Origin of the sequence: Amygdalobacter indicium (assembly GCF_029101545.1) — a bacterium.
In the GTDB taxonomy this organism is placed as follows: domain Bacteria; phylum Bacillota; class Clostridia; order Saccharofermentanales; family Fastidiosipilaceae; genus Amygdalobacter; species Amygdalobacter indicium.
This window is the reverse complement of sequence record NZ_CP118866.1, coordinates 1,153,839-1,169,714: the sequence shown is the minus strand read 5'-3', so window position 1 is coordinate 1,169,714 and position 15,876 is coordinate 1,153,839. Positions and strand designations below refer to the sequence as shown.

Sequence of the window (15,876 nt, the reverse complement as noted above, 5' to 3'; positions counted from 1 at the left end):
TATTAGCAGAGAAAGTTTATCCGTCCTTCGACGGATTAATCAAAGGAGTTTATTTATGGCTGGAATGCAGAAGAAGAATATTGCCGATATTTGTGTAAAAGGCAAAAAAGTTCTGGTACGCGTGGATTTTAACGTACCGCAGGACAAGAAAACCGGTGAAATTACCGATGATAAACGTATTAAAGCAGCTTTGCCGACAATTAAAACTTTGCTGGCTAACGGCGCAGCATTGATTTTGACTTCGCACTTAGGCCGTCCGAAGGGAGTTGATCCTAAATTCAGCTTGGCTCCGGTTGCCGAACGTTTAAGTGAATTATTGGGTCAAAAAGTTATTATGGCCAAAGATACTCTGGGTGAGGATGCCAAGGCCAAAGCAGCTGACTTAAAAGCAGGACAGATCCTCCTGTTGGAAAATATCCGTTTCGATCCGAAAGAGAAAAAGAATGACCCGGCTTTCGCGCGTGAACTTGCAAGTTTGGCAGATGTTTATGTTAATGATGCTTTCGGCAGTGCCCACCGCGCACATGCTTCTACTGCCGGCGTTGCCAATTATTTACCGGCCGTTTCCGGTTTATTGATTCAAAAAGAATTGGAAGTAATGGGCCAGGCTTTACAAAATCCGAAACGCCCGTTTGTAGCAATCTTAGGTGGTGCTAAAGTTTCCGATAAAATCGGTGTTATCCAAAACTTAATTCAAAAAGTAGATACTTTAATTATCGGCGGCGGTATGGCTTATACTTTTGCTGTTGCTCGCGGCGGTAAAGTCGGTAAGTCTTTGTTGGAAGAAGATAAGGTGGAATTAGCTAAAGAAATTTTGCAGGCGGCCGAGGCCAAGGGCGTGAAGCTGCTCTTACCGGTAGATACGATGGCCGGTCATGATTTTACTGCCGATACGGAATCTGAGGTTGTCGATACGATGAACATTCCTGATGATATGGAAGGCTTGGATATCGGACCGGAGACAATTAAACAATTCTGCGATGCAGTTAAGGATGCCAAGACTGTTGTCTGGAACGGACCGATGGGAGTCTTTGAGTTTGCCAAATTTGCTGTCGGTACCAAAGCGGTAGCCAAGGCCGTGGCAGATTCAGGTGCCGTTTCTATTATCGGTGGCGGCGATTCGGCTGCAGCTATTGAACAATTGGGCTTTGCCGACAAAGTTACACATATTTCTACAGGCGGCGGCGCCTCACTGGAATTCCTCGAAGGTAAGACTTTACCGGGTGTAGCCTGCCTGGATGATAAGAATCCGCGCACAATTATGGCTGCCGGTAACTGGAAGATGAATCAGGGCGTGCCGAAACAGGCGGAAAAATTGATTACAGACCTGCAAGCCGAATTAAAAGGTGAAGAAAACAGCGAAGTGGTTCTGGGCGTTCCTTTCACAGCTTTGGCCAAGGCTTTGGATACTGTAGCCGGAACTGATATCAGAATTGCCGCTCAGAATTGTCATTTTGCCGATAAGGGCGCTTACACCGGTGAAGTCAGCCCGGAGTGGTTGGCACGGATGGGTGTCAAGTACGTTATTTTAGGCCATAGCGAGCGGAGAGAATATTTTGCCGAGACAGATGAAACTGTTAATCAAAAAATTAAAGCTTGCCGTCATTGGGGCTTAAGACCCATTCTCTGCTGCGGTGAAACTTTAGCGGAACGGGAAGCTCAACAAACATTTACTAAGATTGGTCACCAGATTAAAGCCGCTTTGGCCGGTGTACCTGAGTCTGATTTGCATTTCCTCACTGTCGCCTATGAACCTATTTGGGCTATCGGTACGGGTAAGACAGCAACCGATGCACAGGCGGAGGAAGTTTGCGCTTTCATTCGGGACGAAGTTGCCAAGTTGTATAGCCGTGAGACAGCTGACAGCTTGCGGATTTTGTACGGCGGTTCCGTTAATGCCGCTAATGCAGCCGGACTGTTCGGTCAAAAAGATATTGACGGCGGTCTGGTCGGCGGTGCTTCTTTGAAAGCTGCCGATTTCGCTGTAATTGCCAAGAGTGCCAAGTAATTGATTGTCCGAATAAGCGATAAGCGGGCGGGAGATGTAGATCTTCCGCCTGTTTTTTGCCGGAGCGGAAGATATGGCGGCTTAGAAATAAATGCCCGGCGGCGCTTGACATAATTTTTGACTAAGTTCGTATAAAAGACTATAATAATAGTCCAAGTTGTGGTAAACAGCGTATCAACTTAATTGAATAGTTGTAAATAGAAGATATTAGTATAGAGTTTTGTTCTTAAAAAAGAGCCGACTTGACCTAAGTTTATTGGTCGTTGTCGGTTCTTTTTTATTGAGGTGGAGATGGAAAATAAGAAGTTCGTAACTGTAGACGGTAATCAGGCGACGGCATTGGCCGCTTATCCTTTTACGGAGATTGCCGGCATTTATCCGATAACGCCTTCTTCCCCGATGGCCGATTACGTTGATAAGTGGTCGAAACAGAACAAACTGAATATTTTTCACCAGACAGTGAACGTGATTGAGATGCAATCTGAAGGAGGCGCAAGCGGTGTTTTACATGGCGCTGCCTCCGGCGGGACGTTGGCTACCACTTTTACCGCCTCTCAAGGCTTACTTTTGATGCTGCCGGATATGTTCAAAATTGCCGGTGAGATGTTGCCCGTTGTTATGCATGTGGCGGCCAGAACAATTGCTACACACGCTTTGTCTATTTTCGGCGACCATTCGGATGTAATGGCGGCGAGAACTACCGGTTTTGCGCAAATTTGTTCAGCTTCCGTACAGGAAGCTTATGATTTGGCTTTAGTTACCCATTTGGCGGCAATTAAACAATCAATGCCTTTTATGCACTTTTTTGACGGCTTTCGTACTTCGCATGAAATTCAGAAAATTGCGATTCTGCCGGACGATATTTTGCCGGGATTGGTCGATAGGGAGGCGCTCAGGCAATTTCGGGCCCGCTCATTGTCGCCCAACAATCCGTGGCTTTACGGCTCCAATCAGAACGGCGATATATTTTTTCAGGCCCGAGAAGCCTGCAATTCCGTTTATGCCGCTTTGCCGCAGACTGTAGAGACGGAAATGCGGACAATTAACGCTTTGACGGGGAAAAATTACCAACTGTTCAATTATTACGGAGCGGCGGATGCCAAGTATGTTATTGTCGCCATGGGCTCAATTTGTGAGACAATCAAAGATACTATAAATTATTTGCAAAAAAACGGTTCCAACGATTTGGGCCTGGTGCAAGTTCACTTGTATCGGCCGTTCGTCCATGCCAAATTAAGAGCAGCTGTACCCGCAAGTTGTCGCTGCTTAGCCGTTTTGGATCGCACGAAAGAACCGGGAGCGAACAATGAACCTTTGAAGCTGGATGTTATGGCGGCATTCAGCGGTGAGGCGAAGGCACCGAAAATTATCGGCGGCCGTTACGGTTTAGCTTCCAAAGATACAACTCCGGATGATATTTTCGCTCTTTATCGGAATATGCAAAGCCCGGAGTGCAAGCCGGAATTTACCCTGGCTATCAATGACGATGTAACGCACCTTTCACTGCCCCGTTCGCAACATATCGACACAACCGAAAAAGGCACGGTTTCCTGCCGCTTTTGGGGTATGGGTTCGGACGGTACGGTCGGAGCGAACAAGAATACAATTAAAATTATCGGTGATCAGACAGATTTGGCCGTGCAGGCTTATTTTTCCTATGATTCCAAGAAATCAGGCGGTCTGACTATTTCCGATTTGCGTTTCGGCCGGCAGGCAATTAATCAGCCTTATTTGGTTAACAGCGCCGATTTCGTTTCCTGCTCGCAACAATCATATGTTTTCAAGTATGATATGCTGGACGATTTGAAACCCGGCGGCAGTTTCCTTTTGAATTCTATTTGGACGGCAGCCGACCTGGAGCGCTTTCTGCCGGCGGCATATAAACGTAAGATTGCTGAGAAAAATATTAAATTCTATTTAATTGACGCCTATAAATTGGCTAAAGAAGTAGGCTTGGGCAAAAGGACGAATACAGTTTTGCAGGCAGCTTTTTTTGCTGTAGCGAAGGTGCTGCCTTTGGAGCAGGCGGCTGCATATTTGCAGGAATATGTCGCTTCTTTTTATAAGATGAAGGGCGAAGAGATTGTGCAGATGAATTTGCGTGCCGTTAAAGCCGGCTTGGAAGCAGCCGAGCTTGTGGATGTCCCTGATTCCTGGGCTAATTGCCCTTTGGACGGCGTTACCAATAATCTGGGCAGTCGGGCTTGGGATCTTTACGGTGACAGCGATGAAGCGAAATTCATGAACGATGTTGCGGAAATGATGAATCGGCAGAAGGGCGATTACTTGCCTGTTTCCGCTTTTATGCCTTATAAATGGGGCAATTTTCCTCAAGGTACAACTAAATTCGAAAAAAGAGAAGTGTCTTTACAGGCTCCAAGATGGATCGCGGAAAATTGTATTCAGTGCAACCAATGTTCCCTTGTTTGCCCGCATGCCGTTATTCGTCCTTTTCTCTTAACGGAAGAGGAAGCGGCGGGAAAGGGCGATCTTAAGACGGTTGCCGGAACCAGACCTTATAATAACTATCGCTATCGTATTCAGGTTTCACCGCTTGATTGCACCGGTTGTGCTGCCTGTGTAGAAACTTGCCCGGCACCGAAAAAAGCTTTGGTGATGGAAGATTTGACGAACATGCCGGAGGCAGCCGGACAGTGGGATTATCTTATTAAGTTACCGCGTAAACCCAATCCGATGAAGGCCACTGTTGTTAAAGGTTCACAATTCAACCAACCCTATTTCGAATTTTCGGGAGCTTGTGCCGGCTGCGGCGAAACCCCTTATATAAAGTTATTGACCCAACTTTTCGGAGATAAAATGATTATTTCCAATGCTACCGGCTGCTCGTCTATTTACGGCGGCGCTGTTCCCAGTCAATCTTATTGTAAGGACAGTTGCGGTCGCGGCCCGGCGTGGACGAATTCTTTGTTTGAAGATAATGCCGAGAACGGCTTCGGTCTGTATTTAGCGGCCAAACAGTTACAGCAAAGAATTAATAATTTGCTGAATCAACTGCTTGACCTTGTACAGGCTGAGAATTTGCAAGTAGAAGCGGAAGATTGCAACATAATTAAAGAGTGGCAGGAAAATCTGGCAGAGACGGAGGGAACCCTTGAACGGGCGGCCGCTTTGCAAGCTTTGCTGGAGCGTTGGCAGAAACTGTTGCCGCTGCCGGAAGTGCAAAATATTATTGCCCGCCTGTTGGAGTACAAAGATTATTTCAGCAAGCGTTCCAATTGGATTATCGGCGGCGACGGTTGGGCGTATGATATCGGCTACGGCGGTTTGGATCATGTTATTTCTACCGGCGAAAATGTTAATATTCTGGTTTTGGATACGGAAGTTTATTCCAACACCGGCGGTCAGGCTTCCAAAGCGACGCCGACAGCTGCAATTGCACAATTTGCCGCCGGCGGTAAAGCTATTGCCAAGAAAGATTTAGGCATGATGGCCATGAATTACGGCTATGTGTATGTTGCGCAAATTGCTATGGGGGCTAATCAGGCACAAACATTGAAAGCTTTGGTCGAAGCGGAAAAGTATAACGGACCGTCACTCGTTATTGCTTATTCGCCCTGTATTGAACATCAAATCAAAGGCGGTCTGCGCTATGCCCAACAAATAGAGAAAATGGCGGTGGAATCCGGATATTGGCATCTTTATCGCTATGACCCGACGCGCGAACATAACGGCAAAAATCCGTTCCAATTGGATTCCAAGCAGCCCAAGGGCGGATTTAAGGAGTTTTTAATGCAGGAGGGACGCTACAGTTCTCTGTTGCAGAAATATCAGCCGGCTGAAGTGGATGCGTTCATCGCCCGGGCGGAACACGATGCACAAAGACGCTATCTTTCTTATTTGCGTAAAAGTAAAGAATATGAAACCGTACCGGCGGATTTCTGGCAAAAGGAAGCAGAAAAATCGCTCTAAAAACATTAATAGGTCGAAATGCATTTTTACCGCCGCTACAAATTTATTGTACTTCCAATCATTTATAATACTAATAGAAGTATCTCTAACAAAAAGTAATGAATAACAGCGGAAATTATGAAATTTGACAAACGAAAACTGTTGTCGGACAGTATTTATAAGTACATCAGATCTAATATAAGCAACGGTACCTGGAAACCTGATAAGCAGATTAACGAGCAGAAGGTTGCCGATACTTTGTTTGTTTCCCGTACTCCCGTCCGGCAGGCTTTGCAACGGGCATATAATGAGGGCCTGCTCGGCTATAATAAATATGTCGGTTATTTTGTCGCCGGTAGTAAAAGAGAGGACATAATCGAAGTTTTCGCTATCAGAATAGCTTTGGAAGCCTTGCAGTGCTATCGGGCCGCTTGCAACATGAGTGAGGGCAATTGGCAAAAATTGCAGGAAATTAATGCGGAAATTCGGGCGATTTCGGAACACGAAGGCGACTATAATTGTCTTTATTGCCTGAATGAGGAATTTTGCGCTATTATTCAGCAGTCTGCCGGCATGCAGCGTTTACCCCGTTTTCAGGAGCTGCTGAGTAATTATTTACATGACTATAAAGCTTGGTTTATTAATAATATGGAACGTAATGACAGAGCTTTTTGGCAATATAATGATAATTTGCTGGCGGCGATGCGGCAGCTTGATCATGCGGCGATTTATCGTATTGTCGAGCAGCGTTGGCTGGATTATCGTGACTATCTGTTGCAACAATTTTCAAAAAATGAGAATTAAAAGGAGCAATTTACAGTTTGTTAGCAAATTTTACAGAAATATAAGCTATTTATGTGCTAAATTTATCTTAATTGTATTGCTGACAGTTCAGTTTGAATCCGTCGGATTGAATAGTATGAAAGCTATAAGGTTAATTTATGGGCACTAAGGATTTGTTATCGACACGAATATATAAAGCGATTAAAAAAGACGTTTTGGACGGCGTCTATCCTTTGGGCGAAAAAATTAATGAAAATCTTTTAGCTAAAACTCTCTTTGTTTCACGTACGCCCGTACATAATGCCTTAAAAGCTTTACACAAAGAAGGTCTGCTCGGTTATAACCGGAATGTCGGTTATTATTCCAATATTGTTTGTCGGCAGGACATAACGGAAATTTATGCTATCAGGCTGGTTTTTGACACGCTGGCCGCCTATCAGGCTTCATTGAATATGCAGGAAGAAGATTTTCTGGAACTTGAACGTATGAATGAAGAGGCAATCAGGGTTTTGGAAGAAAAGGCCGATACGGTGAAACTGCATGCGGTAGCGCGTGATTTTAATACCAAAATTTCCTTCTTTTCCGGGATGAGCAGATTGGCATCTTTGCAGAATATTATATTCGGTTACTTGGAAGGCTTTAAAATTTTATATTTTCGTAAAAGCATGCCGCAATGTCTGGATACGATAAAAGATCGTTGTCTTATAGTTAAGGCGATGCGGACCAGAAAGCGCGATTTAATCGAACAGGCGATTAAAAATTATTTAGACCGGATAAGTGAAAATATCATCAATTTTCTTCCTAATTCCTCCAAGAGCACAAGTATTTTCGAGGCGGAAACTTTCAGTGAAATTAAGGCTTTGGCGCAAGAACAGGCGGAGAAGAATCTGAGCGAAGAAAATATCGTCTAAGATGTCAACAATGTTTTTAAAAAGAAGTCAAAAAGAAATTTATTCTTATGAAAAATTTGCCCGATTAATTTATAATTAAGGTTCAGAGCCTATTCATGGCAACACTTTCTAGGAGGAATAATATGGCAGCAGCTTTGTTACCGTTTTATATTGCCGGCAGCAGTAATTTGCCGGTTTTGAGTTTCAGCTTTTTTGTATTGCTGGTGGTGTTGATGATTGTGACCTTGGCGTTACATTACTTGGCCAAAATGCGTCGGACTTACAGCTCCCTACACGGCAGTTTGCGAGCGGTAGCCCATAATGTGACGGAAATTAAGTCATGCGATATTGCCAATTTGAAATTGTTGAGTCAGATTGTGACCCAACAAGGTTTTGATTTGTTGGACAGTGCTACCAAACAACTGGAAGATGATTCCGAGAGATTGTATCACGGTAAGTGGATTACGAAACCGAGTAATGTTTATAACTTCGATAACTTGTTAACGGCTAAACAGTATACTTTATTTACTTATGAAATTCCGTTGCAAATTATTGCGGTATCCTCCCTGTTGTCGGCAATTTTCTGGCTTTCCGGTTTCTCTTTTATCAGCAGCGAACAAAGTTCCGTTGTCCTGAGCGTCAGCAGCTTGCCTTTGCTGTTGGGCGCGTTCATGGCTTTGCTGCTGGCAATTACAGTTCAGCGTAATCGCTACAAGTTGCAGCAGGCTATTAATTATCTTGTAGAAGTAACCATGCGGCGGATTCCGGTATTTGAAGAATTGGCCGGTACAGCTGTTCTGGTGGACTCTTTCGTGCGCTATGATCGGGAAATGAACGAATCGGTAGCTTATCTGGCTGAGAGCGTAGATAAATTGAGCCATAAAGAACTGGCGGAAGAAATAAGTGCCAATATCAGAGAAGTTATGCTGAATGAGATCGCGCCGGCTTATAAAAAAGCTTCCGATGCGCTGGTAGACTTGGCGGAGAATCTGGCTGATAAACAAAGTAAAGGTATGGCTGAGCTGGCAGATAATTTTACGGCAGCAGTCAGTCGCAATTTGACGGAGCGTCTACAGGGCTTTTACACGGAAATGGATAAATTGACTCAAAGCCTGCAGGCAGGATCAAGTCAAGTGGATATTGCTTTGGATAATTTAGCCCAGGCTAAAGCCGATCAGCTGGAATTGCAACAAAATACGCAGCTGGCTTTGCAACAATTAGCCGAAGTCAGACAGCAATGGCAAGATGATATGCAGGCCAATAGTGAAGCTATCAAAAGCATTGCAGCGACGACAAGTAATTTTGAAAACATTTATAACGGTGAGCAGAACCAACTTGCCGATCGACTGAATAATTTAAGCAGTGAACTGCAGGTCTTCTCGACCGAAATGAATAATCTGCTGTCGGCTTTGGTTAATGAAAATAATAATACGCGCAATAATGTTCAGAGCCTGGAAGATTCTAACAACCGTCTGTTGTCGGATTTGCATCAGTTGTCTCAGGAAATGGCGCATAATGCCGATACTTTAAGTCGCCAAAGTGCTCAAATTAACGACAGCCTGGCCGGTTTGAATGAAAGTCTTAATCGTTCCGTCAATCAGTTCTCTTATCAGCTGTCAGCCGGTGTTAAGAACACCTTGAATGAATTTGACGAGAGCCTGGCGGAAATCAGCTTGCGTTTAGCTAATACGACCACGGAGATAAAAGATAGTGCTCAAAGTATCAGCAACAGTTTGCGTGCGGATACCGGTATTCCTAAGAATAATCAGCAGGTTTAATGGGTAAGGCGGCAGGGAAGCAATGTCGGAAAATAAGCAGGAAAACAGCAAAAACACACAGGGAACGGAATTGAGTGCCTGGATGGCGGGCGGCGAACAACAGGAGCTTGACGAAAAAGAGCAACATCCGCTTAATAAGTTGCGTTTGCAGGACGCTTTGCAGATTGTGCGCCGGACGCACTTGCTGATTGAAGAAATTCCGGCTCAAATTGATCGCAGTTCCGTCAATGCCTTTCTGGATCAGCTGGCGCGCTTGTCAACCAATCAACTGGCGAATTTTACCAATCAGTTGAATACGCAGCAGGTCGGCTTGATTTATGCCGCTTTCAGTGAACCATTGTATAAAGAAGAAAAACAGATTTTACGTAATATGGCCTTATATCGCGCCAGTTACTATACTTTCATCATCGGCTTTGTTATCTGGCAGCACGCTTTTCCCAATAGTGATATGCAGTTGACTTTGAGTCTGGTTTATCGCTATTTGCAGGGTCGCGGAGAAGAAAGACCGCCGTTTGCGCAAGAATTATTGGCGGACAAATGCTCTTTGGAACTTTCGGATCGGATATTTGTTCAACAATGTGTCCGTTTGTTGGAGAAGGAATTGTTAATCAAGCAGACTTGCAGCAATTTGACGGAATTTTTCCGCCGTTATGCCATTCAAAGTAAAGGTACTTTCGCAGCCACTGTATTAGGCTACTTTTTCCTGATGGTTGATTGGACTTGGTATGTCAAGGAATCGAGAATGTTATTTTTACATTTGCCTTTGATGGTCAATGAGGTTGCCGGTGAAATAGTTTCACGTCTTATTAATTTGGACCAGTCGGCGGCCAAATCGAAAAACTTTTTGTTCCGGCAATTGGAACAGGTGCTGGCACAGGACGATTTCAACCGCCGTATTAAACCGCTTATTCAACCGGCGGTTTGGCGTCAATATCAACGTTGGCTGGTAGAGGACAAAATCAGTATTCATTGCTTGAATAATGCCGTAAAACGCGCTTTTTTGTTCAATTATCTGGATGATGTTATGGATGCTGCCGATTTGAACAGCGAAATTTTAGCCTTGCGTTTTCATGACTTTTTGTTAATTGATGATAGTAAAAATACTGAACAAATACTTTATTATGATAACGCGACAGTCCGCAATATGTTGGCGCGCGACTTGCCGGAAACTTATTTGGCAACCCCGCCTTTGGGTGTGCGTCTGGCTTCAGATGCGCTGAACAATCGGAATTTGAAAGGCATCATTTCTTTACCGTTGGCAGACGGGGATTTGAAAGTAAGTCAGATGCTTTTGGATTTCGCCTTGCAGCGGACGGCTAAAAAGACGCAGGCGGGTACAAAAAAGGTTTTGCAGGCCTGGACGGAAACTACAACTGCAAACAATAATCGGAGCGGCAGGTAAATATATGCGAATTCCGGCCAAACTCTTATTAGTGTCAGTTGTAACATTTGCTTTTTTGACTGCCTGTTCTATGCCCAAAAATCAGCTGCCGAAGTCGACAGGAACTGCCGGAGTTTCAGAACCTTGCGGGCCGACAGATGTGAACGGTTCGGCTGCCGTAAAAGTCAGCGAACAGGGGCCGAAGCGTATCCAAAGCGGGGCGGAATTGGAAGCCGACTTACCAAAAATTTCTCAACCGAATTACAGCCGGGCGGCTAAAAGCCCGCTGCGCAATAAATCCGGTATTTCGGCAGCCGAGGAGGCCAAAGAAGCAGGTAGCGGCGTTACAGCCAAATACGGTGACAGCTTGGCGGCTTATACGCGGGAGGAACAGGTTAAAGTTGATAAGTTTTTCGGACCTTTACCTCCGATTAATCACCTTAAACTGCTGCGCCATTACAAAGTTAAAGGCGTTTATATCGGCAACGGCGATAACTTAAGCGAGATTATCTCTTTAGTGAAAAATACCGAGATTAACAGTGTTGTGATTAATGTTAAATCCGATTCTTATTTTCATTATCCGACTGAAAATATTATTGCCCGAAAAGCCGGCGTCAGTATTGTCGGCAACGATGAATTGGCCCAACGCATTCAAAAATTGAAGGATCAGGGAATTAGAGTCATCGGCAAAATTTCCTGCTTCCGTGACACGCTTTTGGCCCGTAATTATCCGGAATTTGCCGTAAAAGACAAAGAAAATCGCGTAATTAACTGGTCGAACGAGGGCGAAGCATCTTTCGTCAATCCGTACAATATCAATGTCTGGCGTTATATTCGTGATTGCTGTTATGAAGCGGTTGACTTGGGCTGCGATGAGCTTTTATTGGACCAGGTGCGCTTTCCTTTCGGTGTCGCCGCCAATGAAGTGGGCAACGTTTATTATGGCGAAAAAGAAGATTTACCCGATAAACCGGCAGCTATCGCCCGTTTCCTGGAATTTATGCGAGTTGAACTGTCGGATAAACTGGGCGTTCCGTTATCCGCCTCGCTTTTCGATGTCCACAGTAAGCAAGGTGAGCTCAGCAGCGGTCAAAGCTATCGGATGTTTTCCAGTTGCGGCTTGGACAGCATAACACCCATTTTGTTCCCGTCCGATTATGCCAATGCCTCGCCTTGGAGCGGCAACGGCGTGGGCACGGAAATTAACGGTCAGCTTTTTAAAGCCCCGGATTTGGATCCTTATGGTGTTATCAGTGCCACAGCCAACTATTATTTGAGCAATTTTTCAAAACAGGGAAGCACTTTTTATCGCCCGTATCTGCAGGCTTTTACTGCCGGGTACTTACCGCGTAATTATTGGCATAAATATACACCGGCGGAAATTGCCAAACAAATCAAAGCTTTGAATGATTCGGGCTTGGATGAATATATTTTATGGAACGGTGAGGCGCATTACAGCCGGGAAATTTTCACCTCTTTGGCCGGTGAAGTAACTCCGGACGAGCAGCCGACTGCGACAAGCTCTGCGAGCGGGAATTGATTTTGCCGATTATAATGTCAGGAAAATGTAATTTTAATTTTATGATAATGCAATGCAAGTACGAGCTTTATTGCTTAGAATTTACGTTGACGTATTAGCTAAGTAAAAATCGAGGTAAATTACATGGAATACACGCGGGAGTCAATTCGTTTATTTGCTCAAAGTTATAAATTGATAACAGTGTACAAGGGTATTTTTGCGAATCCCGTTGGCCGTAGTTTGCAACACCTGTTGGATTTACTTTCACAAGCTGATGACCCTGACGGTCGCCTGATAGAAGCTTATTGTGAATTTTTTGCCGCCTTGGCCAAAGAGCGCGCCGATGTCAGTTTGCCGGGATTTTTAATTGAAAAACTATTATGCGATTGCAACACTTTTACGCAAAATCCCGTAGCTGCTTCCAATTATATTTCTGATGCTATATTGACGGATTTGGAGTGCATTCAAGCTATTTGTACAATCAGTGCGGAAGTTTTGCGAGATTATCTGCGCTCACTTTATATTCTGACCGCACATGAGGAACTGCTGCCGTTAGTTTCCCGTTTACCCCTGTTTTTCAACGAAGTCAACAATTTAGATGCCGTAGGTAAAGATGACGGCAGTTCCAACACCTGGTGCTTGATGTACAAGTCTTTGATTTTTGCTTTGGAAAAGCGGGAAGCTTTTGTTGCTATGCTGCCGCGCTTGAGAAAGTTCCATGAAACAGCCGGCTCCGGGATATTTTGTCGTTACCCGGCAGCTTATTTTGCCGGCGAAATTAAAGCGCTCAAACCGGAGTTTTATCCGAAAGATTACGAGTTTTTCGATTATAACGGCATTTGCGTGAAAGTAATTGAAAATACTGCAAGATTTATTGTGCACGGCGAACGGAACAATGTCCTACTCACAGGCCCCGCCTGCTTAGGTAAGACTACAACTCTGCGTCTTTTGCCGGAGCAATTCGTCAAAGCCGGCTATCGTTATTTGGAATTGTGCCCGGAGGCTGCAGATAAGGAGATTGATTTCGCTAAACTTTTGCAATTCCTCCAAGCTAATTCTGCCGGCAACTTAAAGATTGTGCTTGCGCTGTTACGTTTGGGAAGCGCGGGAACTAGTACGGAATTTGATAGACGTTTGCGCCTGTTCAGTGCGGCAGCTGATTATTCTTTACCGTCCAATTGCCTTATTTATGCCAGCTATGATGGCGATTTAAGCGAAATTAAAGAAAAAATACCTTTGTTGCATAAATATTTCAAACTACAGATGGAATTCAAATTACCCAATCAGGAAGAGTATTTGGCAGCTGTTTATGCTTTTGCCAAAGTAGCCGGCTTTGAGGTTAACGATCAGAACTTGACGCAGGCGGCGCTGACATATGCTAAACAAAAGAAGGCGTTTGACCTGGATGTGGCACGAGATTTCCTCGAAGTTTGGCGCTGTATGCAAAACGATCAGTTGACAATGACTTATGATAAGGTACAAGCTAAGCAAAAAATCGCCGAGCTTGCAGAGTCAACCGAAATTGCAACGGCAAGTAATTTACCGATAGAGGAAAGCACGGAGAAAGTCGCAGAACCTGCCGCCGAACTTGCAGATACTGCAGTTGGTGCCGAAAATTCCGTCCCCGCACAGCCGGAAGAACAGCCGGAAGAGCAAGCGGAACAGCAGCCGGAAATGCAGGCGAAAACAAGGCCGGAAGAACTTACAGAAGAACAAGCAGAAGAACAGCCGGAAAACGAACAATACGCACAGCAGCCGGAAACAGCTGCAGAACGCCCGTTACCTAATATTCGCCGCCCTGAACGCAGCGAAGAGGTCAGACCGATTATTACACGTTTACAATTCAAACATATTATCGACCCGACAGCGGAGACAACAACAAATTTGACAAAGGATACGCCGATGGACACACCAACGAACATGACAAGCGATACGCCGACACCCTGATTTGCCTTAATTCAACAGAATTGAAGTCAAACTTAAATAGTTAACGAATGGAAGAAAGATTTATGGCAATAGAAAAAGAAGTTAAACGTCGCAGAACCTTTGCGATTATTTCCCACCCGGATGCCGGTAAAACCACAATGACCGAAAAACTTTTGCTTTACGGGGGCGCAATTCATCAGGCCGGCAGCGTTAAAGCTCGTAAAGCGTCGACTCATGCTACCAGCGATTGGATGGAAATTGAGAAACAGCGCGGTATTTCAGTTACAAGCTCCGTTATGCAGTTTGAATACAATAATTACTGTATTAATATTTTGGATACTCCCGGTCACCAGGACTTTTCCGAAGACACATACAGAACTTTATGTGCAGCTGATGCTGCCGTGATGCTGATTGACGGTGCTAAGGGCGTTGAACCGCAGACAATTAAACTTTTCAAAGTCTGTCGTTTGAGACACATTCCGATTTTTACTTTCATAAATAAGATGGATCGTGCGTCGAAACCGCCTTTGGAATTGATTGATGAAATTGAAAAAGTTTTAGGCATTAAGTCTTATGTTATGAATTGGCCTATAGGCATTCACGGTGATTTCCAAGGTGTTTACAATCGTCTCAGTCGACAGGTGGAATTGTATCGTAAAGGTCAGGATCACGGAGCGAAAAAGGCTCAAATTACAGTCGCTGATTTGAACGATGAACAATTGGTCGCTACTATCGGCGAGAATTATTGTTCGGAATTACGACAGGATATCGAATTGCTGGATGAAGTAGGCGAAGAATTTGAGCAAAGTCGGATCAATCAGGGCTTACTTACACCGCTTTATTTCGGCAGTGCCATAACAAATTTCGGTGTTGAAACCTTCTTACAAAGCTTTCTGGAATTGGCACCTTCGCCGCAGCCGAAGATGAGCAGTGCCGGTATGATTGAACCGAATTCTCCGGAATTTTCCGCTTTCGTCTTTAAGATTCAGGCGAATATGAATCCGGGACATCGGGACCGCATAGCTTTTATGCGCATCTGTTCCGGTCAATTTACTCCCAATATGGAAGTAAAACTGCAACGCAACGGCAAAATCTTGCGTATTGTGCAACCGCAACAATTTATGGCGCAGGAACACAAATCCGTTACCGAAGCTTATGCCGGCGATATTATAGGTGTTTTTGATCCGGGCAATTACCGGATCGCCGATACTTTAACCGAGAAAAACCGCAACTTCACCTTCGGTGATATCCCAGTTTTCCCGGCAGAACACTTCGCCCGTATCAGCCCCAAAGATTCTATGAAACGTAAGGCTTTTGTCAGCGGCATGGAACAGTTGGCGCAGGAGGGGGCAATCCAAATTTATAAAGAATACGGCATCGGTACGGAAACTTATATTTGCGGTGTTGTCGGTATCTTGCAGCTGGACGTTCTGGAAGTTCGCCTGCAGAACGAGTATAACGTTGCCATTAACAGACAATTATTGAATTATCATATTGCCGGTTGGGTCGATCAAAGTCAGGAAGCAGTTGACTTGGATGAATTGAATTTAACTTCCACAACTATGAAAGTTCTGGATCAGGATGAACAGCCGGTTTTGTTATTCGAAAGCAATTGGGCACAGAACTGGGCTTTAGAAAAAAATCCCGGTTTGAAACTTCTCAGCATCAGAGAAAAACACTGA

General features: G+C 44.6%; 9 protein-coding genes. All 9 read left to right on the top strand.

Annotated elements, in window-relative coordinates; genetic code table 11:
• The first annotated feature begins 55 nt into the window (after nt 1-55).
• Nucleotides 56-2,008, top strand: a complete 1,953-nt coding sequence (gene tpiA / locus PYS60_RS04915) for a triose-phosphate isomerase (protein WP_315568137.1) — start codon at nt 56-58, stop codon at nt 2,006-2,008.
• A 291-nt stretch (nt 2,009-2,299) separates the two neighbouring features.
• Nucleotides 2,300-5,938 (top strand): pyruvate:ferredoxin (flavodoxin) oxidoreductase, encoded by a 3,639-nt coding sequence (nifJ, locus tag PYS60_RS04910; RefSeq protein WP_315568135.1) that lies wholly within the window; start codon nt 2,300-2,302, stop codon nt 5,936-5,938.
• A gap of 117 nt (nt 5,939-6,055) precedes the next feature.
• Nucleotides 6,056-6,721: a GntR family transcriptional regulator gene (locus tag PYS60_RS04905; RefSeq protein ID WP_315568133.1), complete on the top strand. Its 666-nt coding sequence runs from the start codon at nt 6,056-6,058 to the stop codon at nt 6,719-6,721.
• Nucleotides 6,722-6,858: 137 nt separating this feature from the next.
• Complete coding sequence (locus PYS60_RS04900; protein WP_315568131.1) at nt 6,859-7,611, top strand: GntR family transcriptional regulator; 753 nt, start codon at nt 6,859-6,861, stop codon at nt 7,609-7,611.
• Between the two features lie 122 nt (nt 7,612-7,733).
• On the top strand, nt 7,734-9,368 hold the full coding sequence (locus PYS60_RS04895; protein WP_315568129.1) for a coiled-coil domain-containing protein: 1,635 nt from the start codon (nt 7,734-7,736) through the stop codon (nt 9,366-9,368).
• Between the two features lie 22 nt (nt 9,369-9,390).
• Entirely contained in the window at nt 9,391-10,770 is a 1,380-nt protein-coding gene (locus PYS60_RS04890; protein WP_315568128.1) for a hypothetical protein, read from the top strand.
• A gap of 4 nt (nt 10,771-10,774) precedes the next feature.
• Nucleotides 10,775-12,289 carry a putative glycoside hydrolase gene (locus PYS60_RS04885; protein ID WP_315568127.1) on the top strand — a complete coding sequence of 505 codons (1,515 nt, stop codon included), beginning with the start codon at nt 10,775-10,777 and terminating at the stop codon, nt 12,287-12,289.
• Nucleotides 12,290-12,412: 123 nt separating this feature from the next.
• A complete protein-coding gene (locus PYS60_RS04880) occupies nt 12,413-14,215 on the top strand; it encodes a DUF815 domain-containing protein (RefSeq protein ID WP_315568125.1) in 1,803 nt (600 codons plus the stop codon).
• A 47-nt stretch (nt 14,216-14,262) separates the two neighbouring features.
• Nucleotides 14,263-15,876, top strand: a complete 1,614-nt coding sequence (locus PYS60_RS04875) for a peptide chain release factor 3 (protein ID WP_390866519.1) — start codon at nt 14,263-14,265, stop codon at nt 15,874-15,876.

Excerpts from the sequence above, each read along its gene's own strand:
- tpiA (WP_315568137.1), top strand. The coding sequence starts at position 56 with ATGGCTGGAATGCAGAAGAAGAATATTGCCGATATTTGTGTAAAAGGC.
- nifJ (WP_315568135.1), top strand. The coding sequence starts at position 2,300 with ATGGAAAATAAGAAGTTCGTAACTGTAGACGGTAATCAGGCGACGGCA.
- PYS60_RS04905 (WP_315568133.1), top strand. The coding sequence starts at position 6,056 with ATGAAATTTGACAAACGAAAACTGTTGTCGGACAGTATTTATAAGTAC.
- PYS60_RS04900 (WP_315568131.1), top strand. The coding sequence starts at position 6,859 with ATGGGCACTAAGGATTTGTTATCGACACGAATATATAAAGCGATTAAA.
- PYS60_RS04895 (WP_315568129.1), top strand. The coding sequence starts at position 7,734 with ATGGCAGCAGCTTTGTTACCGTTTTATATTGCCGGCAGCAGTAATTTG.
- PYS60_RS04890 (WP_315568128.1), top strand. The coding sequence starts at position 9,391 with ATGTCGGAAAATAAGCAGGAAAACAGCAAAAACACACAGGGAACGGAA.
- PYS60_RS04885 (WP_315568127.1), top strand. The coding sequence starts at position 10,775 with ATGCGAATTCCGGCCAAACTCTTATTAGTGTCAGTTGTAACATTTGCT.
- PYS60_RS04880 (WP_315568125.1), top strand. The coding sequence starts at position 12,413 with ATGGAATACACGCGGGAGTCAATTCGTTTATTTGCTCAAAGTTATAAA.
- PYS60_RS04875 (WP_390866519.1), top strand. The coding sequence starts at position 14,263 with ATGGAAGAAAGATTTATGGCAATAGAAAAAGAAGTTAAACGTCGCAGA.